The organism is Vibrio sp. Vb0349 (genome assembly GCF_033338975.1).
This window is the reverse complement of the sequence record NZ_JAWOTS010000017.1, coordinates 59,359-84,602: the sequence shown is the minus strand read 5'-3', so window position 1 is coordinate 84,602 and position 25,244 is coordinate 59,359. Positions and strand designations below refer to the sequence as shown.

Genomic DNA, 25,244 nt, shown 5'->3' with positions numbered 1-25,244 from the left:
GGCAACAGCGGCAAATCGTAGATCAAAGCATGCTTAGCCTGAGTGAGGTGTATTCAGGCTAAGCATCAGATGAATGTCATGATGAAAGTGAACAAAGCGGTAATTACTAAGAAGCAATCACACGCCATTGCTTACTCAAGCAGAGTATCGAATGACCCAGCTAGTGCTCTAGCGGATCTGTAAGATATTCTGTTGTAGTTGGTTGTGTACTTCGAGCGAACGTGAGTTTGCTTGGAAGTTACGCTGAGCAGAGATCAGGTCCACCAACTCCTGCGTCATATCAATGTTTGACTGTTCCAGCATACCGTTATTGATGGTGCCGAAAGAGCCTTTATTTGATTCACCCCAGATCTTGTCACCAGAGAACTGCGTTGAATCCCATTGAGTGCCGCCTTTCTTATCCAGACCTTGCTCGTTTGGAACACGTACGAGAGCAACACGACCCAATGTAACGTTTTCACCGTTTGAGTAAGTTCCCAATACGCTGCCGTTTTCATCGAAGTCAACTTTGGTTAGGAAGCCCGTCGTTGCACCGTCTTCGTCAAACTTAGTCAGTTCGAACGGAGCCGCAAACTGTGTTGCTGAGCCTAAGCCGAAGTTAAGCGTCTGCGCAGGATCGGCACCATTCATATCGACTGGTGTCGTGTTCGTCGCCGGATCGCCCAGAGCCACAGAAGTGATTGGCTGACCATTGTTCAAGCTCGCCAACGTACCATCGTTGTTGAACTTCATGGTATGCCCCACATGACCTGTTGGCGTTTGCGCATCACCAGCCGCAACATTTAAAGGCTTTTCACCTTCTTTATCTGTCACGGTGTAGTAAGTGTTCCATGTATTTGGCTGAGTCTGATCTTTCAAGTAATACGTCGTTAGCTTGTAAGACTGACCCATCGAGTCATAAATTGTCGAAGAGGTTGAACGGTTGTATGTATCTGGGTCTGAAAAATCAAACTGCGTTGGATCTTTCAAATCGCCGTTCGCTGGCAAGTTCACACCCACTTCAATGTTTGCTGTTTGTTTTGGCTTACCAAATTCAGCAGGAATATTGATGGGTTGTGGCTCGTATGAAGAAACCTCACCAGAGCTTGGGTCCACTTGGTAACCTAATAAGAACTCGTCGTTCGCGGTCACCATGTAGTTTTCTTTATTTAAGTGAAATGCACCATTACGTGTCAGTTCATTCTGTTGTGGAGTTAGACGCTCTTTCGCTACAGCGAAAAAACCTGTCCCCGAAACACGCAAATCCATTGGGTTGTTGGTGTAAATGCTAGAGCCTTCATGGAACTGCTGTGCCACTTGGCTTGCTTGTGCACCACCACCCGGTGTGGTTTTTGCGTTAGTAAATAAAGAGTTAGAGTAGACATCAGCAAACTCAGCACGGGACTCTTTAAAGCCGTAAGTGTTGGCGTTCGCAATGTTGTTACTGGTGGTGTTCAAATCCAGTTGGGCGGCGGACAAACCGCTTAAAGATACATATGACATTCCAAAATCTCCTAATCTAGCGAGCTATGACTACGCTTTGCCGACTTCCAATACTTCTGCAAGTCGAACTGGCGATTCAAAACCAGCCAGATTGAGTAATACGTTTCCGTCACCTTTGCCAAGCAATACGCTGTTTACGTTGGCATACGTCGATACTGGGAACTCTTGCGACTCCCCCTCAACTAAGCCAGACGCTTTCACTTTGTATTTGCCAGCTGGCAGTGGATTTCCGCTTTCATCTTTACCGTCCCAAAGCACACGCGTGTCGCCGGCTGGTTTCGCCCCTACCTCAAAGGTACGAACCAGTTGGCCAGCTTCATCCTCTACACGAACAAACAGATTATCGATAGATTGTGAAAGCTTAACCATTGCCGCCATTGGTGCGTCGTCCTGCTTCACACCTGCTGCTCCTGGGACCAATACGTCACGCCCTACCAAAGAGGAAGCTTGTAACGCTTGATTTGATGTCATTGACGAATTCAAACTCTCAAACTGAGTGTTCATCTTGCCAATGCCATCAACGGTCGCAAATGAAGCCATTTGCGCAATCATCTGGTCATTACTTACCGGCTTAAAAGGGTCTTGCTGAGACAGTTGCTTCGTGAGCAATGATAAGAAGTCTTCCTGTTTTAGGTCCTGCTTACCCGTGCTCTCTTCCGCTTTCTTGTTACTCTCTTGTAGACTTTTAAGCTGGTCGATATAGGACAAGCCGCTTTGACCAACGTTGTTAATTCCGGCCATACGCTACCCCCTTATCCTTATTGACCCATCTGCAGCGTACGCAGCAGCATTTGTTTACTAGAATCAGCGACCTGTACATTAGTTTGGTATGCACGAGAAGCTGAAATCATGTTTGCCATTTCTTCCATTACATTGACGTTAGGCTTGTAAATGTAGCCTTCTTCGTTTGCAAGGGGATGGTCTGGGTTGTACTCCGCACTCAGCGGTTTATCACTTTCTACAATACCCATCACTTTCACTGGCACCGTATCACCGCCACGCATGGCGTTACTTAACTCTGCACCAAACACGGCATGACGCGCTTTGTAAGTGTCTTTCGCAGAGCTGCTGACACTGTCGGCGTTCGCCAAGTTGCTTGAGGTAGTATTCAGACGAACGGATTCAGCGCTCATTGCGGAACCTGTCACATTGAAAACGTTAAATAAGCTCATCTAAATTATTCCCCTTTGATTGCTTTGGTTAAGTTCTTGAATTTGCTGCCTAGAAAGTCGAGTGATGCTTGGTGTCTGATTTGGTTTTGCATAAACAAGTTACGCTCTAAATCCAAGTCTACCGTGTTGCCATCTCCCGTATCTGGTTGCGTAGGAAGACGATATAACTTGTCCCCAACCAACGTTGTAGTGGCAGGAATATGCCGACCATCTGTGCGACTAAGACCAATGCTTGCCCCAGATGTTGCCGCTTGCAATTCCTTCGCAAAGTCTAAACCTCTTGCTTTGTAACCAGGCGTGTTTGCTTGTGCGATATTGGTGGAAATCACCTCTGCATTGCGTTCACGTACGCCCACCGTGTGCTGGTGGATGCCTAGTGCATTGTCAAAAGATATAGCCATGTTTGCCTCTACAATTAAGAACTGACCGTGATTGATAACCAAAAAGCAATTAGCATGCCAAAACCTAAAGCATTACACCAACCTAGTGGTTACCGTGAATTGAAATAGCAATAAGTGAGCCAAAGTAACTGGAATGTCATGTCGTATCACTTTGTCACTTAATAAAGATACACCGTGTTGAGGGCACAAGGCAAAAACGCGCTTCAACTAATTGAGTGATACATGAGGCGCTCGGCGCAGAAAGGTAACAAACAAAAAAAGCCTGACACGAAGTCAGGCTTTTCTATCAATGAAGAGATACCGCTATTTAAGCTTGTAAATGATGCCCGGATTACAGCGCACCATTTCAAATTTATCAGTCAGACCAGTTAGCGACTCTGATGCCCCTAACAGCAAGTAGCCACCAGGGTTTAAACTGCTCGCCATTTGGTTAAGCACTTTAGATTTCATTTCTGGAGAAAAGTAAATCAATACGTTACGACAGAAAATGATGTCGAACTTCCCCATCAGTGCGTAACTGTCCATCAAGTTTTGTGGACGAAAGTTCACCAAACGCTTGACGTTATCTTTGACTTTCATGCGACCACCGTCCGCATTTTCAAAGAAGGTGCGACGACGTTCTGGTGAAAGCCCGCGACCCAAAGCCAAGTTGTCGTACACCCCTGCACGACACATCTCGAGCATACTTGCCGAAATATCTGTGGCTGTAATGGACACGTTTGGTAACAAGCCCGGCTTGCGCTGTTGCGTTTCCAGGATCGTCATTGCAATAGAATACGGTTCTTGGCCCGATGAACTGGCAGCAGACCAGATCTTAATTGGGCGCTTGCTTGCCGCTACTTCTGGCAATAATTTGTCAGCTAAAACCGTGAACGGATAAGTATCTCGAAACCACAAGGTTTCGTTAGTCGTCATCGCATCCACAGCGGCGACTCGTAATTCTCGATTACGCCCTGTAACAACATCACGTAGCAAATCTGATAACGACGCGAGCTTAAACTTCGTCACTAAAGGACTCAGTCGGCTACGCACGAGGTATTGCTTGCTATCACCTAACACGATGCCACATTGCGATTCTAGAAAACGGCTAAAGTCACGATACTCTTGATCACTGATTGTAATAGCAGTCATTAATGTCTCTTTTATTGTGTTAATGCAGATTTAACCGCGTTACCCAACTCATCTGGGTTAAATTTCGCAATGAAGGTGTTGGCACCTACACGCTCAACCATAGCTTGGTTGAATACACCACTTAATGAAGAATGGAGGATAACATAAAGGTCTTTCAAATCGGCATGTCTGCGAATTTCAGCCGTTAAGGTATAGCCGTCCATTTCTGGCATTTCAATATCGGAAATAACCAACGAAATTTGATCGTAGATATTGCCTTCTTGAGCCATTTCAATCAACTTATTGTACGCTTCTTTGCCGTCTTTGACAGATACGACCTCAAAACCGATGGATGTAATCGCACGCTCTACCTGTTTACGCGCGACCGTCGAGTCATCAGCAATCAGTATGCGGCGTACAATAGGCTTTTCTTGTTCTGCTTGTGCGATTTCTTCGCCAATAGCGGAATCCATCGTTTCATCAACTGGCGCAATTTCTGCCAGGATTTTTTCAACGTCAAGGATTTCAACCAGCTCATTGTCAATGTTTGTCACGGCAGTCAAATAGTGCGCTTTACCTGCGCCGTCTGGCGGTGGCAAAATCGCTTCCCAATGCATATTGATAATACGCTCAACCGATGATACCAAAAATGCTTGGATCGTACGGTTAAATTCTGCAATAACAACAAAACATTTATCTAAATCAGTGGTTGGGCGGCCACCAATTGCCAGGCTCAAATCAATAACGGACACGGTATGGCCGCGGATATGAGCGATACCTTTAACCAGAGGGTGTAGATTTGGCATTGAAGTCAGCTTAGGGCACTGTAGTACTTCTTTCACTTTGAATACGTTAATGCCGTAGCGCTGTCGGCCCATCAGTCGAAAGGTCAATAATTCCAATCGGTTCTGACCGACGAGTTGCGTACGCTGATTCACCGAGTCAAGAATCCCCGTCATATGCTCATCTCCATCTCAAACTTTTTGTTTTTAAATGATACTCTACCACTGGCAAGCACGATACCAGGGAGACAGTATGGCGTATTTCACTTTCACTTCGACACCATTGACTATGACAATATGTAGAGCGCTAATTACAAAGTACGCTAAGTCTATCGGCATTTTGCTCAGTATGTTTAGCTTTTTTGTTCATTCAGCTTCAGATAATCAGATCGAGCAAATAAAAACAGCAGCAGAACAACATATTCTTGCTACGGTTGATCAGCCTGATGGTGGCGAGCTATCTGTTAATGCGGCAGAGATCGACTCGAGAATAAAAGCAACGGATTGCCCTGTTCCGTTAGATACATCTGCCTCTTCCACCAGCAGCACGAGAAGTAACATCAATGTGTTAGTGGAATGCCAACCGGATGACTGGAAAGTCTATGTCCCTGTGAGGATCTCGGTATCAGTACCAATGATCGTCGCGACACGAACATTAGGGAGAGGAGAAATCGTCAGCGCATCGGATGTTACCACTTCCATGATCGAGCTACAGCGCTTTCGTAAAGATGGATTTTCTAGCTACGATCAAGTGGTTGGGGCAAAGCTAAAGCGTAATGTTCGTTTAGGCGATGTCGTAGAGAGAAATGATGTTTGTGTGGTATGCCGAAATGAAAAGGTCATTATCAAAGCGGTGAATTCTGGCATGACGATCACAACGCAAGGCACAGCATTGCAGGATGGTTCAGCTGGCGATCAAGTAAGAGTGAAAAATGATAAGTCACAACGTATAATAGAAGGCATAGTGACTGACATTGCGGAAATCACTGTTAATTTTTAATACCCACTGGTAGCGTGTTTAAACTGATCAATAAAAATGCAAAAAATGACTAAAGTTATTTTTGCGCTGGTCGATAGTCTGGATACCAGTATTACGATACAAGGCAAAGGTTAAACATGGCAGGTATAGATAATATACGTTCAGGGCAAATGATGACGACAACAAGTCGCGCACCTGCACGTAACGATTCCAATGCTACCAGCACGACAGAATCAAAAAAGGCGCCAGCGCAACAAGACGCAGTATCACTCAGCCAGCAAAGTAAAGCCGTCAGTAAACTCCAGAAGGATATGGCAGCTTCTCCGGCATATGACAGCGCCAAAGTTGCAGCAATCAAAGAAGCTATCACAAACGGTTCATACAAAGTCGATCCTGAAAAATTGGCTGACAACATGATTAAGTTTGAAAACGAATTGCAAGGCAAAAGCTAACTGACTTAGGTCGAAGGTAAGTATTTTATGGCAGCATTAGTCGATCTCGTTAATTTCCAGCTAGAAAATGCTAAGGCACTTTCCGCTGTTTTACGCCAAGAAACACAAGCAATAACGGCGCGTGTCTCTACCGAGATTGAGAACATTGCCAAACAGAAGATGACGCTCATTGATCAGCTCAGAACAACTGATCAGCGAATCGCCTCTCACCCGCACGTCAATCAACTTACTGAAGATGAGCACCTAAGTCAGGTTGTTGCTCAAATCCAATCGATCGTCCTCGACTGTCAACAAGTTAACCAAGTAAATGGCGAATCGCTTAGTCGCGCACAGCTGAGCTTCAATAAACTCAACAACATGCTTCAGCGAACTCATGGCAAAGTTGGCATGACCTACAATGCGGGCGGAAAAACCCACACCATCTCGACGCTTGGCACCAATATAAAAGCTTAAACGTCACTCCTACCCTCAATTCCCGCGCTCACGTAGATATAAAAAAAGCGACTCATTGTTACCAATCAGCCGCTCAAAAAGATTATCTGTCTAGTGAAATGGTTTAAAACAAGGTTTGCTGACGCTTCTCAGGTACCTGCTGAACTTCTCCATAATCACGTAGCTTATCCATCTTACGGATATCCAGACGCAGCTCAGTCACATAACTGTCTTCAACCAGATAACTACGCACAACTTCTGCACCACGAATTACACCATCGACGGCACCAGTGGTGCTTTCAATACCCAAACGCTGGTCTTGCAGCTCTGCACGTCCACTAACACGCATGCCATAAACTTGCTCTGCTAGCTCACGATAAGCATCAATTTTTGATGCGCGCATTGCTCGTACACGCTTTTCTTCTACTGTGCGGCCTGTTTGCTCACTGACGCTGGCGTAGCCCACCGCCACTAAGATTTCATCTTGACGCATCTGTTGTAATGGCTGACACCCAACCAATATCAGTGTGGCAACAATAAATAATAACTTCTTCATGCTTCTATCCTATGGACGGAGAATCACAGTGTACGGCTGACGAATGGTAGGGTCAGAACGAATCAACACACCATCTTGTGTGCGGATGCTATTTAACGTATCTAAGTCACGCCCAATACGGTCAGCCGGAAGGAAACCTTGCGCTGTCGCTACAACTACACGGCTTTGCATGCCAACCACGCGTGCATTGACAAGCACTCCGCCCTCTTGGCGCAACATTGTTCCGGTCAGTACATACTGAATTTGCTGCTCTTGAGCTAAATCTTGCCAATCACGACTTAAAGCAAAATCGCCCTGCTGCGTCACTTGAATAGAGCCCGTAGTTTTGAAATCAACCACTTTAAACCCTCGGCGCTGAAACTGATGGATAAAACCTTCAGAGACCGAGTTACCTAACCAGTTTGTTGCATCCATATTTTGTAGATCAACAAACGAGGTAATCGCAATCGGTGTCCGCGCTGATACTGCCACATTAGAAACCATCAGGTCTTCTGTCATGCTCTCAATGAAAAAGTCCATCGTATGACGCGGACTATCCATCAGCATAAACTGGCTTCCCGAGTACGGTTCTTTACCATTGTAAATCGGTGAGTACGCGCACGATGTCAGAAGCGTCATCATCGATGCGGCGACAAGCCACTTTTTCATGGTTTGATTCTCCAGATAATCTTAGGTGATACCGTTCTTTATTAATTCCTTTCCAAGAAAGTGAATATTGGAACAGTCTTTGCTTTTCTTTGTTTGCCTAACGAAGAAAAACCCACCAAACTTCACTGAATTTGTTAAAGCAATATTTATACCCGAACGGTTGTAACCAATGAAAAAAATATTAAACAGTCTGTTTTCAATCACTTTAGTGATGCTTGTGCCTTTTAAGGTAATGGCATCTTGGTATGAAGTCACAGGCGTTGCCACCATCGTTTCTTCAGAAGAGACGGCAAGGCTCCATGCGTTGGAAGACGCGCTGTTCAAAGCCGTCAATTTTTCGGGCGCAGATATTGGCAGTATTAGCAACTTGATGCCGCTGTTAGAAGAAAGCCGCAACGAATACCAGTTTACCAATCATGAAGTCCGTTACATTTTGGTCGAGTCTGAACGCAAACGTCGCGGTAAAGTCGAGGTAAAAATCCGCGTTGATATTTATCCATCGGCAACGGGTTGCCACACCGATCAATACAAAAAGACAATGCTGGTCGGCAATATTGAGGTAGCATCACCACAACAAGCAGTGATGGGACAAATTTATCAAGTTGGTGACGATTTTAGCCACGTAGTGAACCGTCAACTTGATCAAACCTCACGCAGCTTTGTGTCTGTTGGTACAACGGACTACTCAATAAGCAGCAACTATCCTGCTCGCACTCAAATGATCGCACAAGACAATGGCGCACAATACATCATTGGAGGGGTCATAACCGATCTCACTGCAACGGTCGAATCTCAACTATTGCAAGATGACATCATCAATCGTCAGTTTGCGTTAGAAATGAAAGTATTTGATGGTAAAACTGGCCATGAAATCTTCAACAAAGCCTACCGTGAGGTCGCGCGTTGGCCATTTGCTAAGACGAGTCAAGTGGACACTCGTAGTGCACGTTTTTGGGCATCGACCTATGGCGAGATGATGCTTCGCGTTAGTCGCAATATTATGTTAGATCTGGAGTCGGAGCTATCTTGCAAAATTACACTGCCAGAGGTTGTGGCAGTCTTCGGTAATACCGTAACGATGGATCTCGGCCGTATGCACGGCGTAAAAGAGGGAGACAAATTACAGCTTTGGCACACCGCGTCGTTTATCGACCAAAATGGATTGCCAAGAAACAAAGTCTCGCAAAGCGAAATTACATTAACGGTATCACGCATATACGAACACGAAGCGGAACTGACGATTGATCAGCCAAATTTAGCATCTAGCGTTCAAATTGGCGACGTAATGAACAAGATCCTATAAAAGCAAACATTAAGTCTTGAGATATGCTCACTTTTGAATATCATAGGCAGCGCATCTTATTTGATTATACCAATGACCGTAGCGAATCGTTCAACGTGATGCTGATACAGATCTGGTAGATTGCTAGATTTGAACTCAGTAAAACAGTGCAATGAACTGCAACTATTGGTATTACGCCCCCATGGCACAGCTGGATAGCGCAGTCCCCTCCTAAGGGACAGGTCGTAGGTTCGAATCCTACTGGGGGCGCCATATCATAGCCTTAGCTCCCACTTGAGCTAAGGCTTTTTTGTATCTTCAATTTCAAGCCTCGCACTGCTCCCCCTAGTACATCGTGTTAGGTAATCTTCCCAGTAATCAATATGATCGGATCAGGTGTTTCGGTTACGGGATAAAGTCTTCTACTGATCTGACTTCTTCCCCTTGAAATCATTTCAACAAGCCCTATTTACAGTTTTGTATTTTATTACTTTAATTATCTATGAGTTTTGCTTACCCTTTTAGCTATTAATAAAATTATTAGTTAGCACTATGTCTAAGAGCAATTTAATAACTAACACTGGACACCGCTTTATTTCTAAAGGCAAGACAGCCTTTAAGATACATATCCATACCCCCGAGGATACGGTACTACACCGCTCGGTAGGATTTGTTCGTATTGGAGAAAAGAAAGGCTTACAAAAAGCCATTAAGCTGAGAAACGAGTTAGGCCGGCAAATGTGGGGCAAATTCTGGCGACGTCTTTTGAAAGACCCTTACCTAATGACCAGGCTTCCACATAGCGTTGAGCCTAAAATCGTTCACAAGCCTAACCCTACTCTTGAAAACCCTGACAACCGAGATACGTGTTACATCGCCAAGTGGCGAGAGTTCAATGATGACGGTGAGTATAAATATAAAACGGTGGTTCGCTCTATTAGTAAGTACGGCAAACTTGCCGCCTACATGCAAACCAAAAAAGCGTTGTTAGAAGCACATAAAGATAACTTGGAGATCCTGACATTCATGGGGCGTTTAAACAGCATTGATCTTAAGTAATACCTAGCCACTTTGAACATTTCAGTCAGTTTTTAAAGAGAAATAAAAAGCCCCAAAGAGCGAACTCTTTGGGGCTTTCAGCTTCAGTCTTCTATACTACGGTCGAATAGGAGCTTATTGCTGAACTTGGTATTCAAATTCTGGAACAACGACTTCTACGCGACGGTTTTGCTGACGACCTTCACGAGTGTCGTTTGAAGCGATTGGGTTGTTTTCACCTTCGCCACGCGCTTGAATACGTGATGAATCAATGCCTTTTTCAACAAGTGCGTTAGCTACAGATTCAGCGCGTTTCTCAGAAACTTTTAGGTTGTAAGCTGCTGGACCAGACGTATCTGTGTAACCTACAACTTCAACGTTCGCTTGTGGGTGCTCGTTTAGGAAAGCAACTAGGTTATCAAGTTTTGCAGCGCTCTCTGGTTTTAGAGTTGTGCTGTTTAGATCGAAGCTACCTGTACCAATTGTTTGAGTTTCGAATGTTTTCGTAACTACAACTGGCTCTTCTACCACTTCTTCTACAACCACTTCTTCAACAACAACTGGCTCTTCTACGATTACTGGCTCATCGTTGCCGCCGAATTTGAAAGAAACACCTAGTGTTGCAGTGTTACCTGTCGCACGAGTTACATCGTTGCTGATGTCAGTCAGTGTTTGGTATTCCGCACGAGCTGTTACGTTTTGGCTTAGGTTGAATTCAAGACCAGCCGCGCCTAGGTAAGAGTAATCATCTTTGCCATCAAACATTACGTAAGCGCCACCCACTTTACCGTAAAGTGCGATGTCTTCAGTGATTGGTAGGCTAAATTTAGGAGCAAGAGTGATCGCTTCTACGTGGCCACCGAAAGAAGTTTGGTTAAAATCACCGATGTTGTCGAAACCCGCTTCTACTGCGAAGTATTTATTCATTTCGTAACCAACAAAAGCGCCAAGAGTAGAATCGTCTTTGTCACAAGCCTGGCCCGCTACACACGCGTCTTCCATCCATGACTTACCCATCTTACCACCAACGTATACTTCTGCTTGTGCTGCTGAAGCCATAAGTAGAGACGCTGAAATTACCGCTGCTAATTTTTTCATTATTGATTCCTCTAAAGAAGTTCTTTTGTTAGATGCCGAAATGCGCCGTCTGACTGACGTTGTATTTCAATTCTTTTTATTCATTCCTTGAGTGAGATACTTAGTCAGCTTCTTTTTATGCACATGCATTTTTTTTATGGAAGCAACTTACGTACATTTCCTGTTCAGTGATACACATCGCCATCTCGGTATCGCTGACGGGATGAACTATAACGCTAAGAAATCGCGAGAAAAATCCCAATTCTGTCAATTTATTGTCATCAAAAATCTCGACAACATGTGATCTTAAGCAAAAAAATCCCCACGCAACCACGACGCAAACGTTTGCTTTAATTTTTGGAACAACATAGCTAAAGCAAAGATTTTTCTTAAAAATGAGACAAATAAAATGAAACTTTAAGGAACATGGATAAAAATCAATCAGATATTTGATATATAATCGCTCGTTTTTTATTCATGCCAACGATATTTGGATTAAAAAATCTTATCCATATTGAGGTAAATTACAGGTGAAACCATCTCTTCATTCACCAATATGAGAGAAAGTTTCTCGTTATCTAAATTGAAGATACAAAAAAGCCGCGGTTGCTCACCGCGGCTTTGTGACTATTTATTCAAAAGAACGTTCAGTTCAAAGCAATTATGCGTTTGCTTCACGCTCAGCAATGAACTCAAGCGCCATCTTAATGCGAGCAATACAGCGCTCTTTTCCAACCAGCTCCATTACTGCATCGACAGAAGGAGACTGACCCCCGCCTGTTACAGCAACACGTAATGGCATACCGATTTTGCCCATGCCGATTTCCAACTCTTCACATACTGCTGCGATAACGCCATCTTTGATGTTCGCTGTCGTCCATTCAGTTAGTGCTTCCACTTTCGCTAATGCAAGTTCTAGAGGCTCTTTAGCCACGCCACGCAGGTGTTTCTTCGCTGCGCCCGCTTCAAACTCAGAGAAATCTTCATAGAAGTAACGGATTTGCTCAGCTAGCTCAACTAGTGTGTTGCAACGCTCACCCACCAGCTTGATCACGTCAGTAATAGCAGGACCATTCGTTACGTCTAGTTTTTGTTGGTCTAGATGCCATTGTAGATGCTCAGCAACGTACGCAGGATCTGAGTTCTTGATGTAGTGGTTGTTCAACCATTGCAGTTTGTCAGTGTTAAAAGCAGACGCTGACTTAGATACTGCGTTTAGGCTAAATAGATTGATCATCTCTTCTTGAGAGAAGATTTCTTGGTCCCCATGAGACCAACCAAGGCGCACTAGGTAGTTGTTTAGTGCCGCAGGCAGGTAGCCCATATCGCGGTATTGCATGACTGATACAGCGCCGTGACGTTTAGACAGTTTCGCGCCGTCATCACCCAGGATCATTGCACAGTGTGCAAATGTAGGTACTGGCGCACCTAGTGCTTCGTAGATGTTGATTTGACGAGGCGTGTTGTTGATGTGGTCTTCGCCACGAACAACGTGAGTGATACCCATGTCCCAGTCATCCACTACTACACAGAAGTTGTAAGTAGGTGAACCGTCTGTACGACGAATGATTAGGTCATCCATTTGATCGTTGCGGATTTCAATGCGACCACGGATTTGATCATCAAATACTACGCTGCCTTCTTTCGGGTTACGGAAACGGATAACACATGGATCGCCATCTTTTGCCGCTTCGTTTGCTGCTTTGATTTTTGGATGGTTAGCATCGTAGCGAGGCATTTCTTTATTTGCTTCTTGCTCTGCACGGATTTCATCTAGCAGCTCTTTAGACGCGTAACATTTGTAAGCTTTGTCTTCAGCAAGAAGCTTATCAACCATTTCGTTGTAACGGTCAAAACGTTGAGTTTGGTAGTAAGGACCTTCATCCCACTCCAAGCCTAGCCATTCCATGCCTTCAAGAATTGCATCAACCGCTTCCTGAGAGTTACGCTCAAGGTCTGTATCTTCGATACGTAGAACGAATTCACCACCTTGGTTTTTAGCGTATAGCCAAGAGTAAAGTGCAGTACGCGCACCACCAACGTGTAGATAGCCAGTTGGGCTAGGAGCAAAACGAGTTTTAACCGTCATTTGAGTTCCTTAGGGGTAATGAGCAACGAGAGATCTCTCGTTGTAATGTCAAGGATAAAAGTGGCGACATTTTACCACCGTAAGTCAATTCTACAATCGGTTTGACACCAGAAATAAAAACAGGGCAGAACCAAAAAGGCACAGCCCTGCTATTTACTGTTAAAGCACGAGACGAAATTACTTCAGGTTACGCATTGCCCATTGCATAAATTCTTGCTGCTCTTCACGGCTCAATTCATTAAACGATGCTTTGATTGTTTTGGTTTCCGCTGGAGAAGACGCAATGCTTGCCTTAGTCGATTCTTTATTCATTGCGTTATTATAGTCGGCAACTTCTCGTTCGTAATCACGAAAACCTTGCAAACCACCTTTACGAAGTTGAACCATAGAGAATGCCACTTCTTTTCCGTTTTTGTCTTTCAATACCACTTTAGGATCGAGTTCGAAGGCTCTCGCCTCTTCAATAGTACGGAATGTTTGATAAGCCAGAGAAAGCTCGGTGTCTTTTTCTGCATCAAACTCTAATACCAGCGGCTGCGAATCGAATTTACGGCGCTTTCCATCTTCAAATACGATTTGTCCAACCGTTACCGCTAATTGGTTTTCCCCATCCTTTAACTCGATGCTGTTGTTCTTGGATATCCACTCAGGGTAGACGAACTCGCCGTTGAGAACGCGAGGAACTAATTCAGATTGCAGAGTGAGTTGAGCAGCAAAAGCTGGCGCCGAAAGCATTGCGCAAAGTCCGAGAAGTGTCGTTGTTTTTTTCATCATGGTTTCTCACTTTATACCAATTTAGATAAGCCTCTAAAATTTACAGGCCAGTCATTTCAAAGGCTTATTTGAATAAGTATCAAGATAAAAAGGGCGTTTCCGCCCTTTTAGCTGCTTCTTTAGTTAGAAGTAGTATTCAACGCCTACAGAGAACTCGTCGTAGTCAGCAGACTTCCAACGTGCTTCTGTTGGTTTATCTAATTGAGACGCACCGTCGCCAAAGTCTAGAGTACGAGCACGTACGTACAGCACTGCCGATGGGTCTACGAAATACATAACTTGTGCTGATAACACATCGTCCGCTGTATCGTTAATTTTCTTACCATCACGCTCTAGATCAAAGTTAGCGGCGTAAGCCAGTTTGTATTGCCAATCACCCGTGGTGTACATGATAGCGGCAGACATTGCATCTTGCTTTTCACTCACACCATTGCTTGCGTCCGCTTCCATGTATTTGTATTGCGCAAAGAAAGAGATTCCGTTATCAAACCAGCCTTGTGCCCCTACCAAGTACGTGTTGTTTTCCCACGTTTGGCTTTCCATCTTGATATTACGGTTACCTTCATATGCCGCATCTAACTGGATAGGACCAATTTTGTAGTGTGCTGCGATACCACCCCAGTAGTCATCCCCTTCACCTAGACCTGCTTTATCACCTGCACCAGCTGCGATATCTAGGGAGAATTTGTCAGCAAACATTGGAGAGTCCCAGCGGATAGTGTTTGATTGACGGTCTTGGTACTTGGCGCCTCCAATAGCACCACCCCAGTCGTATACATCGCCGAGACCAGGGTTAGATGCTGGCCAGTCAACCAATTCGTACATAGGTGTCAAAACGCGACCCAGACGAATTTGACCCCAAGATGCACTTTCAAAACCGACGAATGTGTCACGTTCACCAAGACCTGCGCCCTCGCCACCAAAGCTAGGGTCTACATAACCGCCTTCGATTTGCCAAATAAAAGTAGGGTCGAAGTTAGCAAATTGTTTTTTACCACGGAAACCAATACGAGATTCGTTGTTTAGCTGCATGCCACCCAAATCATCGTCCGTTGCTTTGCTGCCAGAATCGTAATCGCGGTACGCGGCCTGCATCGCGATGATTCCGTAAACTTCATAAGAAAATGAATCTTTGGTTAGAAACTCTTTTGCTGCGTCACTGTTTGCACCATCAGCAAATGCAGCACCACTGAACATCATGCCGGTAATTGCCGTGGCAAGTAGGCTTTTCTTTAGGTAAGACATTATAAACCCCTATATTTTTAGTTTTTTCCATTTTCAAATTCACTAACTAGGACATGGTAGGAACTTGAAACAGTGTTTGGACGGGGCAAATATGACAAACTTTTTTCGCACTAAAAAACTTTCGCTACAGCAATCTGAGCGACTTCAAAATGAGAAGATCAAAAATAAAATAAATCAATAAAAAACAATTGGTTAACATCAAATATAAAAAATAAAAAACGTTAAAAGTACGTTTTGACACTGAACTGACATTGAGAGCATCTAAAAAACGTGAGCGACTTCATTCATCTTTTAGGTGTTTTAACGGAACTTTATATTCAAAGAGAAAAAACCTTGAGATCACTCGCAAGTAAAATGACCGTGCACTTGTGGGATTCGAGAGATTTTGACGAAATTGTTGTGAGTAGCAAATGGGTATTGACCTTACCCTTGCAGGAAGGTTTAAGCTCATAGCATCACTACTATTGAGGTGCAGATTATGTATCAGTTAGTTATACCTTTATCAGGGCTCAACTGCATGGGCTGTGCGAGAAAAGTTGAGAATGCTTTACATGCGAATCACGATGTGGAGATCCTCAATTTGTCCCCGACGCAAGTAGAGGTCAAAACCGAGTCTTCTCTTAAAGAGCTCGTCTCGTCGATTGAATCTCTTGGTTACCAAGCAGGAAATCACTACGAGCTAAACCTTTCAGGCTTAAGCTGTGGCGGTTGCGTCAAAAAACTTTCATCTTTATTAGAATCTAATCAAGACGTTATTTCTTTTGAGGCTTCAACAACGCACTTAGAGATTCGTACCCTCCTCTCCGAGCAACAAGTGATCGACTTAATAGCAACACTCGGCTATACCGCCAACCTTGATTCTGTTGAAGTAGAGAACGAAAGCTCACCAGAGACCGAACAGGTAGAAAAGCAAAGCAATATTAAAGATACGCAGGTGCCACCAGCGAGTATTCAATTGCAAATGCTGATTCAAGGCATGACGTGTGCGAGTTGCGTATCTTCAGTAGAGAAAGCACTTACTAACGTAGAAGGCGTTGAGAAAGCACAGGTCAACCTTGCAGAACAAAGCGCACTAATATTCGCAAGCCAAGACTCTGATGACCTCCTTAACGCAATTGTTGAATCGGTAAAACAAGCCGGTTACCAAGCAGAGATCCTACAAGACGCCGCAACCCAGCAAGAAAAGCAAGCACAGCAACAACGTCAGCAACAAAAACGCTTTAAACTGGATGCTATTGCTGGCCTTGTCGTCGGTGCCCCTTTAATGATTTGGGGCGTAGCTGGCGGCAATATGATGATTCGCAACACCAACGACCAATTAGCTTGGGGCGCGATCGGTATCGTATGTTTACTCCTTCTTGCCACAGCAGGGAAACACTTCTTCAGTAACGCTTGGTTAGCAGCTACTCACAAGCGCGCCACCATGGACACGTTAGTCGCGCTCGGTACTGGCGCAGCGTGGTTCTATTCGATGCTTGTGGTGATTTTCCCAGACTGGTTCCCTCTTGCTTCACGCCACGTGTACTTTGAAGCGAGTGCAATGATCATCGGCTTAATTTCTCTTGGTCACTATATAGAAGCAAAAGCCAAAGCAAACACAACACGCTCATTGCAAGCTCTGATTAACCTGCAACCTCAGCAAGCTACGGTAATTACGGAACAAGGCGACCAAAAAATCGCGGTTGAGCAAATCACGTTAGGCATGAAACTGCGTATCAAACCAGGCGAGAAAGTGCCTGTTGATGGTGTTGTGATTCAAGGTGAATCATACATTGATGAGTCGATGCTCACTGGTGAACCAGTACCAGTATTAAAAGCACAAGAGGCTCAAGTGTCTGCCGGGACATTAAATACCGATGGTGGATTAGTCATTGAGGCAACGGGCATTGGCGCAAATACCATGCTGGCTCGTATCATCCGCATGGTGCGCACAGCGCAAAGCAGTAAGCCTGCCATCGCGAAACTGGCAGACCAGATTTCATCGGTGTTTGTCCCTGTCGTTGTTGGCATAGCAATACTGGCCGCGCTCGTTTGGTTTGCCGTTGGCCCAGAGCCAAAAGCGAGTTATATGCTGGTGGTCACCACAACCGTCCTGATCATCGCCTGCCCTTGCGCTCTAGGCTTAGCAACCCCGCTTTCTGTCACGGTGGGAGTGGGTAAAGCCGCAGAGCTCGGCATTCTAATCAAAGACGCCGACGCCCTGCAATTGGCAAGCAAAGTCGACACGGTTGTGTTCGACAAAACTGGCACGCTTACCCAAGGTAAACCTAGCGTTCAGAAAGTGTTTACTCACGCCACCAGCCAAGAAGATCTATTGGCTTTAGCGTATGCGGCAGAGCGTCAGTCTGAGCACCCACTGGCAAAAGCGGTATGTGATTACGCCAAACGACACGACGCAAAGGATGTCTCATTAGACAAGTTTGAGAACGTTCGCGGGCGCGGCATTTGGGCGACGTATCAAGATAAACCGCTACTCATTGGTTCGCTTCAATTTATGCAAGCAGAGAACGTCGAGACCAGCGCACTAAAACCTGCCATCGATGAATGCGCAAAAAATGCGTGGACTCCGGTAGCTGTGGCATTGAACGGCGAACTGATCGGTCTGATCGCCATTGCCGACCCGCTCAAATCAGATGCGAAGCAAGCGCTCTCTGCATTAAAATCGCAAGGCATCAAAACGGTAATGCTGACGGGCGATAACCAACACGTTGCCAATGCTATCGGCCAAGAACTTGGTATTGATGAAGTGATTGCCCAAGTAATGCCAGATGAGAAAGCTCAGCACATTGAGCAACTTCAATCTCAAGGACATGTCGTGGCAATGGTGGGGGATGGCATTAACGACGCCCCTGCTCTCGCGTTATCCAACCTAGGTATTGCCATGGGTAGCGGCAGTGATGTCGCCATTGAAAGTTCGCAAATGACCATCCTGAACACGTCACCAATGGCGGTAGTACATGCGATTGAACTCTCTCGCGCTACACTTAAAAACATGAAGCAAAACCTATTTGGTGCCTTTGTTTACAACTCGTTGGGTATTCCAGTTGCCGCTGGCGTGCTTTACCCAGCGTTTGGATTTTTGCTCAGTCCTGTTGTCGCAGGAGCGGCAATGGCACTGTCTTCAATTACTGTCGTTAGTAATGCAAATCGACTACGACTGTTTTCAGTAAAGTAACCACTTCTTTTTGAGGGTATTATGAAGTTGAAACTATTGACCTTTGCAATGCTTGCGACCATGTCCGCCAACGTATTGGCAGCCGATGTTATAAACCACAAATCGCCATACTGTGGCTGTTGTGGAGAATGGACAAAACACATGGAAGAGAACGGCTTTACGGTCGAAGAAAAATTGCACGATGACATGAACGCCATCAAACGCGATCTAGGCATCAAGAATGAACAGCTTTACTCTTGCCACACGGCAGAGATCAACGGCTATCTGTTTGAAGGTCACATTCCAGCCGAAGACATTAAAGCGTTTTTGAAAAATCCACCACGTAACGCAAAAGGCCTATCAGTACCGGGCATGCCAATGGGCTCCCCTGGTATGGAATATGGCGACAAAAAAGACAGCTACACCGTTTACGCCTTTAACGAAAAAGGCCAAGTGTTCGAATATAGCCACCACGAAGGCAACGACCAATAAAAACAAAGCCCAGCGAGATAAACCGCTGGGCTTTTTCTTAATGGACAGTTAAGACAAATATAAAATTAGAAGCCGTAAGAGGCACCAAATACAAAAGCGTTATTCACTAGGCTGTCACCACTCGCGTTTTCTGCACCGTGTGCTTGACTACGGAACTCAAAGTAAGGTTGAACACCTTTACGAGTCCACGTTGCACGAAGCTCGTGGTCCATGGTTTCCGCTTCAATCATGTAGACGTTGTTGTAGCTTAGCGTCACATCCTCATTCATCACGTAACCGATGCGGTTGTCCATGCGGTAATCTGTATCCGCATCTGCGTCTGTCGCATCAATGTGCGCACGAGTACGGTTACTTAAGGAGATGCCGTTATCGAAGTTGTAACCGATCTTAACCAATGGACGGTACTGTACGTTCTCGCCAGCAGAGAACAGGTGTTGGTAACCCGCGGCAACCCATAAATGATCGGTAATATTAAATGACTGCTCACCACCCACAGTGATTGCTGGTGTTGTGTTACCTGCGCCACCGTTTTCTGTTTCCAGTTTACCCAACTGAATACCATCAAATTCGGTGTAAACCGTAAAGCCGCCGAATTGGTTATCAAAAGTATGACCAGCTTCCAGTGTAGACGTAACGTCCGAACCATGAATTCGACCATCATCGTGGAATTGAACATTACCTGTTACGTAAGAAGAACCAGCAAAAGCGCTAGAAGCGAAAGCGAGAGAAAGAGCACTCAGTGCAAAAATGTTTTTCATAATTACTGCCTTTATTTATTCACGTTATGCGATAGTTTTAGAGGACATCTCTTCCCTTTTATCGCAAACTTTGGAATGTGCCTCCTTGGCGTTCGCAATATTGTTTCAATTAATTCGCGATGAAAAATAAAACATTTTAAAAAGTGATCTTGTTCAAACCGAAGCTCAACAACCCTGATAAAAACATGGAAAATACAGGCACTTATCGTATTTTTATAAAATTATTCAAAAAATAGAAGTGTGATCGTAAACAGATAATTTATTGATATTTAGCAGATTAAGTCGATCCAGTTCACAATAACCTTGACCATTACAACCAAAAACTTATTTATCAATGAAAAATAATTAGACATCGATCACGCTTAATTTCCTCAAAAAATAAAGAAAGCCCCAACATGAGGTTGAGGCTTTGCCAAAAAATTAACTTACAAGAATCGAGTTATTTCACGCTGGTCACTCGACTTGCTTTCTCACCGGTTGCTGACACAGAACGGATAAACACTTCACCTTTCACATTTGGACGAGCATTATCTGCGTAAGTTAGCCAGTTCTTGCCGTCTAGAGAGTATTGAAGCTTCACACCCGGGAACTGAACGTTCATTGCCAGTTTACCCTCTTCAACTTTCGCGCCTGGTACAGGTAGGCGGTAGTCGATACCCGCTTTTTCTAGCTTAGCCAGTTCGCGTTGGCCAAGTACGTTCGCAAAGCGGTTGTAGTCTTGGTTTAGCGCAGCTTTGTTTACTAGGTTAGAGTTTTGCGAGTATTCAACACCCACTTTGTAGTCGTTTTCCCAATCAGCACGGTGCCATGCACGTTCAGCGGCTGCCAGTACGCGAGGGAATACCATGTACTCGTATTGCTCGTCGTTACGTACTGTCTCAGACCACAGCTGTGCTGATAGACCATAGAAAGGTTTCGCTTTGATTTCACCTTTACCAGTGAAGCCGTTACCATCGCGGTCTACAGAGGTTTCTGCGTTCTGAGGCATGTTCTCTGGTGCAAAACCAAACATCTTACGAGTATCTGTTGCACGCGTCGCCCAGTAGTAACCACGCTCTTTCGGGTCAACTTCGTACGGCATGTCCATGTATACGTAGTCTGGGTTAGAAACGATAACGTCGTAACCTTTCTTAGACCATTCGTACACTGATGATGTGCCACCCCAGTAAAGAACGTCCCAGAAGTTAACACGTGTGTTTTCTGTTGCGAACGCTTTCTCACCTTCACTGTACTTAAGGCCATCTTGCCAAGCTTGGAAGTTTGGAATGCCTTTCTCTGCCACCATCTTCGACACTTCTTCTGCAAAGTGGCTTGGTAGATGAGCAAAATCGCTTACCGTACCGTCTGCAATTAGCGTCTGACATTGTGGTGACTGTGCGAATGGCTTGTCTTGCTTAGACAAATCAATGTTACCCTTCCAGCTTACTTTGTCTTCTGCGTTGATGTCTTGCAGACCAGCGCCTAGCTTGATGTTCTTCGCTTCGTCACCACCAAAGTGCCATGTTGTTAGCGGCGTGCCCGCTTCTTGGTGCATTGCTGCTACTTCTGAAATCACTTTATCAACAAAGCGAGTTGAAGATTCCATACATGGGTTGATGAAGCTTTGCTTATTGTAGAACTGAACCGTCGTTACGTTCGATGTATCTTGAGGATCCATCAGGCGGTACTCGTTTGCTTCTGCTTCTTTACCTTCTTCCATTAGACGGTCGTAACGTGCTTCCATTGATACCACTGCTGCACGAGCGTGCGCTGGCATATCGATTTCAGGAATCACTTCGATGTTACGCGCTTTCGCGTACTTCAAGATGTCCACGTAGTCTGCTTTGCTGAAGAAGCCAGAACCAAAGTTGTCTGTCGTTGCACCTGAGCCAAGCTGAGGCAGTAAACAGCTTTTCTCTTCCAAATCGAAACAACGGTTAGCACCCACTTCAGTCAGCTCAGGCAGACCCGGGATTTCTAAACGCCAGCCTTCATCATCCGTTAGATGAAGGTGTAGTTTGTTCATCTTGTACGCTGCCATTTGGTCAAGCGTTGCAAGGATTGCGTCTTTAGAGTGGAAGTTACGAGCCACGTCCACCATCACACCACGGTAATCAAAACGCGGCGCATCTTTAATAGACAGTTGTGGTAGAGAATCAGCATTTTTGCTATCTACCAGGCCAAAGATAGATTGTACTGCGTAGAAAGCACCTGCTTGGTCAAACGCTTTAATCGCAATACCGTCGCCTTTGATGCTCATTTCGTAAGCACCAGATTTTGCCAATTCACCGGTGAAGTCAGCAGGAACAACAGTGATGCTTACAGGAAGATCACCACGAACATCCACACCTACCACTTCTGCACGACCTTGAATTGCTGCGTATTGAGTCGCATCGAATGCGTCTTTAGGCAGCGCAATACCCGCCGCGATATCTACCGTACCGTTACCTGCTTCAACAGACAGTGGCGTTGGTAGTAACGTGGTTGATACGTCTTGTTTTGCTAGATCTTCGTTCTTCTCGAAACGAGACACAGCGTTTGCAAATACGTTGTTGTCATCTGGCGTACGTTTTAGGTTGTTACCCTCAAGGCCAGTCACGAAAGATGCAACGTCTTCTGTGTTAAGAGAAGCGATCATCTTAGGCTCTGCATTTGGTGCAGCAACGAAAGCGCCTGGCATGAAGTCGGTTTCAAAGAGCTGCCAGTATTCAGCAACAAGAGGAAGCACAACCTCTTCACCCGCAGCAAAACCATCAAACTTATCTGTTGGTTCTAGTTTGTGTAGATCACCCGTTACGCGAGAGATTTTAAACTGTTCGTTTTCAACATCCAGAATCAGACGAATGCTATGGAAGTAAATAGCCCAATCTTTTGAGTCAACCGCTTCACCTTGGTTAACCAGCGTCATGTTTACCTTGTTACAAGACGCCCACTCAGCCCCTAAGTCCTGACAAGCAAGACCTTCGTTTGCACCGTGGTTAGTCAACACTTGGTATTGAATATCAAGATTATTAGCCAACGAATTTACAACTTGTTGTTCAGAGCTTTGCAGCGCAGAGCAACCTGCTAATGTAGTGATAACAGAAACAGCAATCAGACTAGGTTTAAACATCTTACTTCCCCAAAAAAGTCAGTGGTTCAAAACGACAATGATAAAAATCTCGGCCCCTCAAATGCGAGGTACCTAACCGTTACATTCAACATACAACCTGTTATTTCTAAGCGTAAAATAAATAGAAATAGGAAGTGATCCAGCTCAAAAAATGACACTCAGCAAAAACAATAAAAACCTAATTTTCATGGAGTTACAATACACGTCAAAATCGAACAACTTGTTTTGACGAGTTTGCTGCGATCTAGGTCACTTATATTCATGAGTTACGACTGATTTTGTAAGATTTGGATCACGCCTAATTATTTTGTGAACCATTAGTAAGCGAATTACCTATTTACCTTTCGTGAAGTGACTCTCATTTATTCGTCGTCAAAACTCGTCAATATTTTTAGAAATGACGATTTTGTCGAATACCCCACTGGAGAAATTGCACTTAACCTCACGCTATTTTGCGTATAAAGTTTAAAGGTATCTTATCTGAGGACCATTCTATGTTTCGTCTCTTGACGCTCATATCATCTCTACTTGTTACTTTGACTCCTTTTTCCTCTTATGCAGAGCCACAGCATTGGTTAGCGAAAAAAGGGGAAACCGAACTTATGATTATTGGCTCGGTACATGTGGGGGATAAAACGATGTACCCACTCCCTAGAACGGTCATCCAGCATTTAAGCCAAAGCGCAGGGTTGATTATTGAAGCAGACGTCAGGAATTCTGAAGGCTTGGTTTACCCACAAACAACCATTCTTTCTAAAGATGTTTTAGACAGAGCTCAACGTCGCCACTTAATTGAAATTGCCCAAGATTTAGGTTTGCCAGAAACTCAACTCCTAAATTCCCCACCTTGGATGGCGGCATTCACCATCCAACTCGCTTTAGTCAACAAACTGGGGTATGTCTCTGATAAAGGGGTCGACATGCACTTAATAGGACTCGCTGATAAAAAGCAAATCCCGGTCATTCCACTGGAGTCCGTGCAATTCCAAATCGATTTAATCGCAGGTCAATCAGAAGGCGGTAAAGAGATACTTCTCTCATCAATTGAAGAATATGATGGCGGAGAAGAGTTGGTTCAATGCTTGATAGAGAGTTGGAAGAGTGGTGATGGTAGCATGTTGGTCGAAGCCTCTTTGACCGATCATACAACAGAAGAGTTTAACCAAGCCTTTTTATACGAGCGTAATCGAGATTGGGCTAAAAAACTCGACACTGGCAGTGTTCTACCTCAGCAATCGGGTCGTTACACCGTTGTTGTTGGTGGCTTGCATTTAGTAGGTAAAGATAACCTGATTGAACTGCTTAAAAATCGGGGATTTAACATCAAACCACTGGGTAAGACGCGCCAAGCAAATTGTGATATCTAGTGATTGTTTGAAAAATGCCATTTAAATACAATTATTTAAATACAACCATTTAAAATTCATTCAAACTTTCTTATAAAACGCCGTTAAGCTAAGTGGATACAAAACAACTCATATGAAATTTAAATATTTATTCCTATACACGATTGGAATTATGCTCACTTCTTCGCTGTCTTATGCTAAACCGCCATGCAACGTAGAAGCTTTTCAAGCTATTGATATAACTCCGGAAGTAAAAGGCGGTGTTTTAGATAAAGAGAGTGGTCAATTTCTTATTACCGAAAAACCAATGATGCGTTGCGCGAACATCACGTTTTCAACAGCCCACACTCGAAATCGCGTTGCACATATGATGAACCAAGGCTTTGAAGCGGTTTACTATGATGGAAATACAAGCAAATCTCACTCAGTAACGTTTGATGAAGACGATTTAAAAGCGGGTTACGTCAAGATTGGGCCAAATCACCCAAAGACCGCTTATGTCTGTTTCACTACTTCTGAAACTCCTATCAATACTATCTCGTGTGACATCAAGTAATAAATTTACTCGCTCTAAAAAATGAAAAGGCCCTACATTTCTGTAGAGCCTTCCTCTCAATACGTGTCGGTGAAGTGCCACATTCGAACATCAGGCGAACCCCAATTTGATTCGATACTATTGAAGTCTAAAATTACTAGCGCTAAAAACGACGAAAGCCTGCTCATTGAGCAGGCTTTCTAAAAGTGGTCGGTGAAGTAGGGATTCGACGCGACCGAGCTTCCAGAGGACTGGCATTCCAGACCCCGATCCTCTGGTTCCAAATAAATATCACCAAATACGAAAAAGGCTCTACATTTCTGTAGAGCCTTTTTCTCAATATGTGTCG

23 protein-coding genes and 1 tRNA gene are annotated in these 25,244 nt (G+C 44.5%); 10 read left to right on the top strand and 14 right to left on the bottom strand.

The annotated features are described in order from the left end of the window. Positions 1 to 168: 168 nt before the first annotated feature. The 6 genes from flgE to R7Q47_RS17095 all read right to left on the bottom strand — a co-directional run bounded on the left by flgE (position 169) and on the right by R7Q47_RS17095 (position 5,124). The gene (flgE, locus tag R7Q47_RS17120) at positions 169 to 1,482 is read right to left on the bottom strand and encodes a flagellar hook protein FlgE (RefSeq protein WP_005382030.1); all 1,314 of its coding nucleotides are present in this window, start codon (positions 1,480 to 1,482) and stop codon (positions 169 to 171) included. 30 nt (positions 1,483 to 1,512) lie between these two features. Beyond that, on the bottom strand, positions 1,513 to 2,223 hold the full coding sequence (gene flgD, locus R7Q47_RS17115) for a flagellar hook assembly protein FlgD (protein ID WP_005382029.1): 711 nt from the start codon (positions 2,221 to 2,223) through the stop codon (positions 1,513 to 1,515). 17 nt (positions 2,224 to 2,240) lie between these two features. Then, positions 2,241 to 2,654 carry a flagellar basal body rod protein FlgC gene (gene flgC, locus R7Q47_RS17110; protein ID WP_005393132.1) on the bottom strand — a complete coding sequence of 138 codons (414 nt, stop codon included), beginning with the start codon at positions 2,652 to 2,654 and terminating at the stop codon, positions 2,241 to 2,243. A gap of 5 nt (positions 2,655 to 2,659) precedes the next feature. After that, complete coding sequence (gene flgB, locus R7Q47_RS17105) at positions 2,660 to 3,055, bottom strand: flagellar basal body rod protein FlgB (protein ID WP_005382026.1); 396 nt, start codon at positions 3,053 to 3,055, stop codon at positions 2,660 to 2,662. 303 nt (positions 3,056 to 3,358) lie between these two features. Continuing rightward, on the bottom strand, positions 3,359 to 4,186 hold the full coding sequence (locus tag R7Q47_RS17100; RefSeq protein ID WP_005382024.1) for a CheR family methyltransferase: 828 nt from the start codon (positions 4,184 to 4,186) through the stop codon (positions 3,359 to 3,361). Between the two features lie 11 nt (positions 4,187 to 4,197). Beyond that, complete coding sequence (locus R7Q47_RS17095) at positions 4,198 to 5,124, bottom strand: chemotaxis protein CheV (RefSeq protein ID WP_005382022.1); 927 nt, start codon at positions 5,122 to 5,124, stop codon at positions 4,198 to 4,200. 76 nt (positions 5,125 to 5,200) lie between these two features. On the opposite strand from R7Q47_RS17095, the gene flgA reads away from it, so the two are divergent. From flgA to R7Q47_RS17080, 3 genes are all read left to right on the top strand, one after another. Then, positions 5,201 to 5,947 carry a flagellar basal body P-ring formation chaperone FlgA gene (gene flgA, locus R7Q47_RS17090; RefSeq protein WP_005382020.1) on the top strand — a complete coding sequence of 249 codons (747 nt, stop codon included), beginning with the start codon at positions 5,201 to 5,203 and terminating at the stop codon, positions 5,945 to 5,947. Between the two features lie 116 nt (positions 5,948 to 6,063). Beyond that, positions 6,064 to 6,378: a flagellar biosynthesis anti-sigma factor FlgM gene (gene flgM, locus R7Q47_RS17085; protein WP_005382018.1), complete on the top strand. Its 315-nt coding sequence runs from the start codon at positions 6,064 to 6,066 to the stop codon at positions 6,376 to 6,378. A 27-nt stretch (positions 6,379 to 6,405) separates the two neighbouring features. Beyond that, complete coding sequence (locus R7Q47_RS17080; RefSeq protein WP_005382015.1) at positions 6,406 to 6,831, top strand: flagella synthesis protein FlgN; 426 nt, start codon at positions 6,406 to 6,408, stop codon at positions 6,829 to 6,831. A gap of 103 nt (positions 6,832 to 6,934) precedes the next feature. Here R7Q47_RS17080 and flgP read toward each other — a convergent pair whose 3' ends face one another. Together flgP and R7Q47_RS17070 are read right to left on the bottom strand one after the other, a co-directional pair. Continuing rightward, a complete protein-coding gene (gene flgP, locus R7Q47_RS17075) occupies positions 6,935 to 7,366 on the bottom strand; it encodes a flagellar assembly lipoprotein FlgP (protein ID WP_005382014.1) in 432 nt (143 codons plus the stop codon). Positions 7,367 to 7,375: 9 nt separating this feature from the next. Next, entirely contained in the window at positions 7,376 to 8,014 is a 639-nt protein-coding gene (locus tag R7Q47_RS17070; protein ID WP_005382013.1) for a FlgO family outer membrane protein, read from the bottom strand. A gap of 169 nt (positions 8,015 to 8,183) precedes the next feature. Between R7Q47_RS17070 and R7Q47_RS17065 the strand changes: the two genes are divergently transcribed. The 3 genes from R7Q47_RS17065 to R7Q47_RS17055 all read left to right on the top strand — a co-directional run bounded on the left by R7Q47_RS17065 (position 8,184) and on the right by R7Q47_RS17055 (position 10,355). Then, positions 8,184 to 9,317 (top strand): flagellar assembly protein FlgT, encoded by a 1,134-nt coding sequence (locus R7Q47_RS17065; protein WP_005382012.1) that lies wholly within the window; start codon positions 8,184 to 8,186, stop codon positions 9,315 to 9,317. 175 nt (positions 9,318 to 9,492) lie between these two features. Beyond that, a tRNA-Arg gene (locus R7Q47_RS17060) sits at positions 9,493 to 9,569 on the top strand. 279 nt (positions 9,570 to 9,848) lie between these two features. Continuing rightward, the gene (locus R7Q47_RS17055; RefSeq protein WP_005382011.1) at positions 9,849 to 10,355 is read left to right on the top strand and encodes a hypothetical protein; all 507 of its coding nucleotides are present in this window, start codon (positions 9,849 to 9,851) and stop codon (positions 10,353 to 10,355) included. A 114-nt stretch (positions 10,356 to 10,469) separates the two neighbouring features. Here the strand turns inward: R7Q47_RS17055 and R7Q47_RS17050 are convergent, their stop codons facing one another. The 4 genes from R7Q47_RS17050 to chiP all read right to left on the bottom strand — a co-directional run bounded on the left by R7Q47_RS17050 (position 10,470) and on the right by chiP (position 15,519). After that, a complete protein-coding gene (locus tag R7Q47_RS17050) occupies positions 10,470 to 11,432 on the bottom strand; it encodes an OmpA family protein (RefSeq protein WP_005382010.1) in 963 nt (320 codons plus the stop codon). Positions 11,433 to 12,072: 640 nt separating this feature from the next. Beyond that, positions 12,073 to 13,500 (bottom strand): glutamate--tRNA ligase, encoded by a 1,428-nt coding sequence (gene gltX, locus R7Q47_RS17045; protein WP_005384075.1) that lies wholly within the window; start codon positions 13,498 to 13,500, stop codon positions 12,073 to 12,075. A 177-nt stretch (positions 13,501 to 13,677) separates the two neighbouring features. Next, positions 13,678 to 14,274, bottom strand: coding sequence for a DUF2057 domain-containing protein (locus R7Q47_RS17040; protein ID WP_031780870.1), 597 nt, complete (start codon positions 14,272 to 14,274; stop codon positions 13,678 to 13,680). 123 nt (positions 14,275 to 14,397) lie between these two features. Next, entirely contained in the window at positions 14,398 to 15,519 is a 1,122-nt protein-coding gene (gene chiP, locus R7Q47_RS17035; RefSeq protein WP_005382007.1) for a chitoporin, read from the bottom strand. Between the two features lie 478 nt (positions 15,520 to 15,997). On the opposite strand from chiP, the gene R7Q47_RS17030 reads away from it, so the two are divergent. Beyond that, positions 15,998 to 18,694 (top strand): heavy metal translocating P-type ATPase, encoded by a 2,697-nt coding sequence (locus R7Q47_RS17030; RefSeq protein ID WP_248487430.1) that lies wholly within the window; start codon positions 15,998 to 16,000, stop codon positions 18,692 to 18,694. Positions 18,695 to 18,715: 21 nt separating this feature from the next. Then, positions 18,716 to 19,165, top strand: coding sequence for a DUF411 domain-containing protein (locus R7Q47_RS17025; protein ID WP_248487428.1), 450 nt, complete (start codon positions 18,716 to 18,718; stop codon positions 19,163 to 19,165). A 65-nt stretch (positions 19,166 to 19,230) separates the two neighbouring features. Here the strand turns inward: R7Q47_RS17025 and R7Q47_RS17020 are convergent, their stop codons facing one another. Next, entirely contained in the window at positions 19,231 to 19,923 is a 693-nt protein-coding gene (locus R7Q47_RS17020; protein WP_005382004.1) for an oligogalacturonate-specific porin KdgM family protein, read from the bottom strand. A gap of 439 nt (positions 19,924 to 20,362) precedes the next feature. Further along, positions 20,363 to 23,014, bottom strand: a complete 2,652-nt coding sequence (locus R7Q47_RS17015) for a beta-N-acetylhexosaminidase (protein WP_318089268.1) — start codon at positions 23,012 to 23,014, stop codon at positions 20,363 to 20,365. Positions 23,015 to 23,508: 494 nt separating this feature from the next. On the opposite strand from R7Q47_RS17015, the gene R7Q47_RS17010 reads away from it, so the two are divergent. Both R7Q47_RS17010 and R7Q47_RS17005 read left to right on the top strand, forming a co-directional pair. Next, positions 23,509 to 24,381 carry a TraB/GumN family protein gene (locus R7Q47_RS17010; protein WP_005382001.1) on the top strand — a complete coding sequence of 291 codons (873 nt, stop codon included), beginning with the start codon at positions 23,509 to 23,511 and terminating at the stop codon, positions 24,379 to 24,381. A 151-nt stretch (positions 24,382 to 24,532) separates the two neighbouring features. Next, a complete protein-coding gene (locus tag R7Q47_RS17005; protein ID WP_005384085.1) occupies positions 24,533 to 24,916 on the top strand; it encodes a hypothetical protein in 384 nt (127 codons plus the stop codon). Positions 24,917 to 25,244: the final 328 nt, after the last annotated feature.

Coding starts and splice junctions, on each gene's coding strand:
- flgE (WP_005382030.1), bottom strand. CDS start 1,482: ATGTCATATGTATCTTTAAGCGGTTTGTCCGCCGCCCAACTGGATTTG.
- flgD (WP_005382029.1), bottom strand. CDS start 2,223: ATGGCCGGAATTAACAACGTTGGTCAAAGCGGCTTGTCCTATATCGAC.
- flgC (WP_005393132.1), bottom strand. CDS start 2,654: ATGAGCTTATTTAACGTTTTCAATGTGACAGGTTCCGCAATGAGCGCT.
- flgB (WP_005382026.1), bottom strand. CDS start 3,055: ATGGCTATATCTTTTGACAATGCACTAGGCATCCACCAGCACACGGTG.
- R7Q47_RS17100 (WP_005382024.1), bottom strand. CDS start 4,186: ATGACTGCTATTACAATCAGTGATCAAGAGTATCGTGACTTTAGCCGT.
- R7Q47_RS17095 (WP_005382022.1), bottom strand. CDS start 5,124: ATGACGGGGATTCTTGACTCGGTGAATCAGCGTACGCAACTCGTCGGT.
- flgA (WP_005382020.1), top strand. CDS start 5,201: ATGGCGTATTTCACTTTCACTTCGACACCATTGACTATGACAATATGT.
- flgM (WP_005382018.1), top strand. CDS start 6,064: ATGGCAGGTATAGATAATATACGTTCAGGGCAAATGATGACGACAACA.
- R7Q47_RS17080 (WP_005382015.1), top strand. CDS start 6,406: ATGGCAGCATTAGTCGATCTCGTTAATTTCCAGCTAGAAAATGCTAAG.
- flgP (WP_005382014.1), bottom strand. CDS start 7,366: ATGAAGAAGTTATTATTTATTGTTGCCACACTGATATTGGTTGGGTGT.
- R7Q47_RS17070 (WP_005382013.1), bottom strand. CDS start 8,014: ATGAAAAAGTGGCTTGTCGCCGCATCGATGATGACGCTTCTGACATCG.
- R7Q47_RS17065 (WP_005382012.1), top strand. CDS start 8,184: ATGAAAAAAATATTAAACAGTCTGTTTTCAATCACTTTAGTGATGCTT.
- R7Q47_RS17055 (WP_005382011.1), top strand. CDS start 9,849: ATGTCTAAGAGCAATTTAATAACTAACACTGGACACCGCTTTATTTCT.
- R7Q47_RS17050 (WP_005382010.1), bottom strand. CDS start 11,432: ATGAAAAAATTAGCAGCGGTAATTTCAGCGTCTCTACTTATGGCTTCA.
- gltX (WP_005384075.1), bottom strand. CDS start 13,500: ATGACGGTTAAAACTCGTTTTGCTCCTAGCCCAACTGGCTATCTACAC.
- R7Q47_RS17040 (WP_031780870.1), bottom strand. CDS start 14,274: ATGATGAAAAAAACAACGACACTTCTCGGACTTTGCGCAATGCTTTCG.
- chiP (WP_005382007.1), bottom strand. CDS start 15,519: ATGTCTTACCTAAAGAAAAGCCTACTTGCCACGGCAATTACCGGCATG.
- R7Q47_RS17030 (WP_248487430.1), top strand. CDS start 15,998: ATGTATCAGTTAGTTATACCTTTATCAGGGCTCAACTGCATGGGCTGT.
- R7Q47_RS17025 (WP_248487428.1), top strand. CDS start 18,716: ATGAAGTTGAAACTATTGACCTTTGCAATGCTTGCGACCATGTCCGCC.
- R7Q47_RS17020 (WP_005382004.1), bottom strand. CDS start 19,923: ATGAAAAACATTTTTGCACTGAGTGCTCTTTCTCTCGCTTTCGCTTCT.
- R7Q47_RS17015 (WP_318089268.1), bottom strand. CDS start 23,014: ATGTTTAAACCTAGTCTGATTGCTGTTTCTGTTATCACTACATTAGCA.
- R7Q47_RS17010 (WP_005382001.1), top strand. CDS start 23,509: ATGTTTCGTCTCTTGACGCTCATATCATCTCTACTTGTTACTTTGACT.
- R7Q47_RS17005 (WP_005384085.1), top strand. CDS start 24,533: ATGCTCACTTCTTCGCTGTCTTATGCTAAACCGCCATGCAACGTAGAA.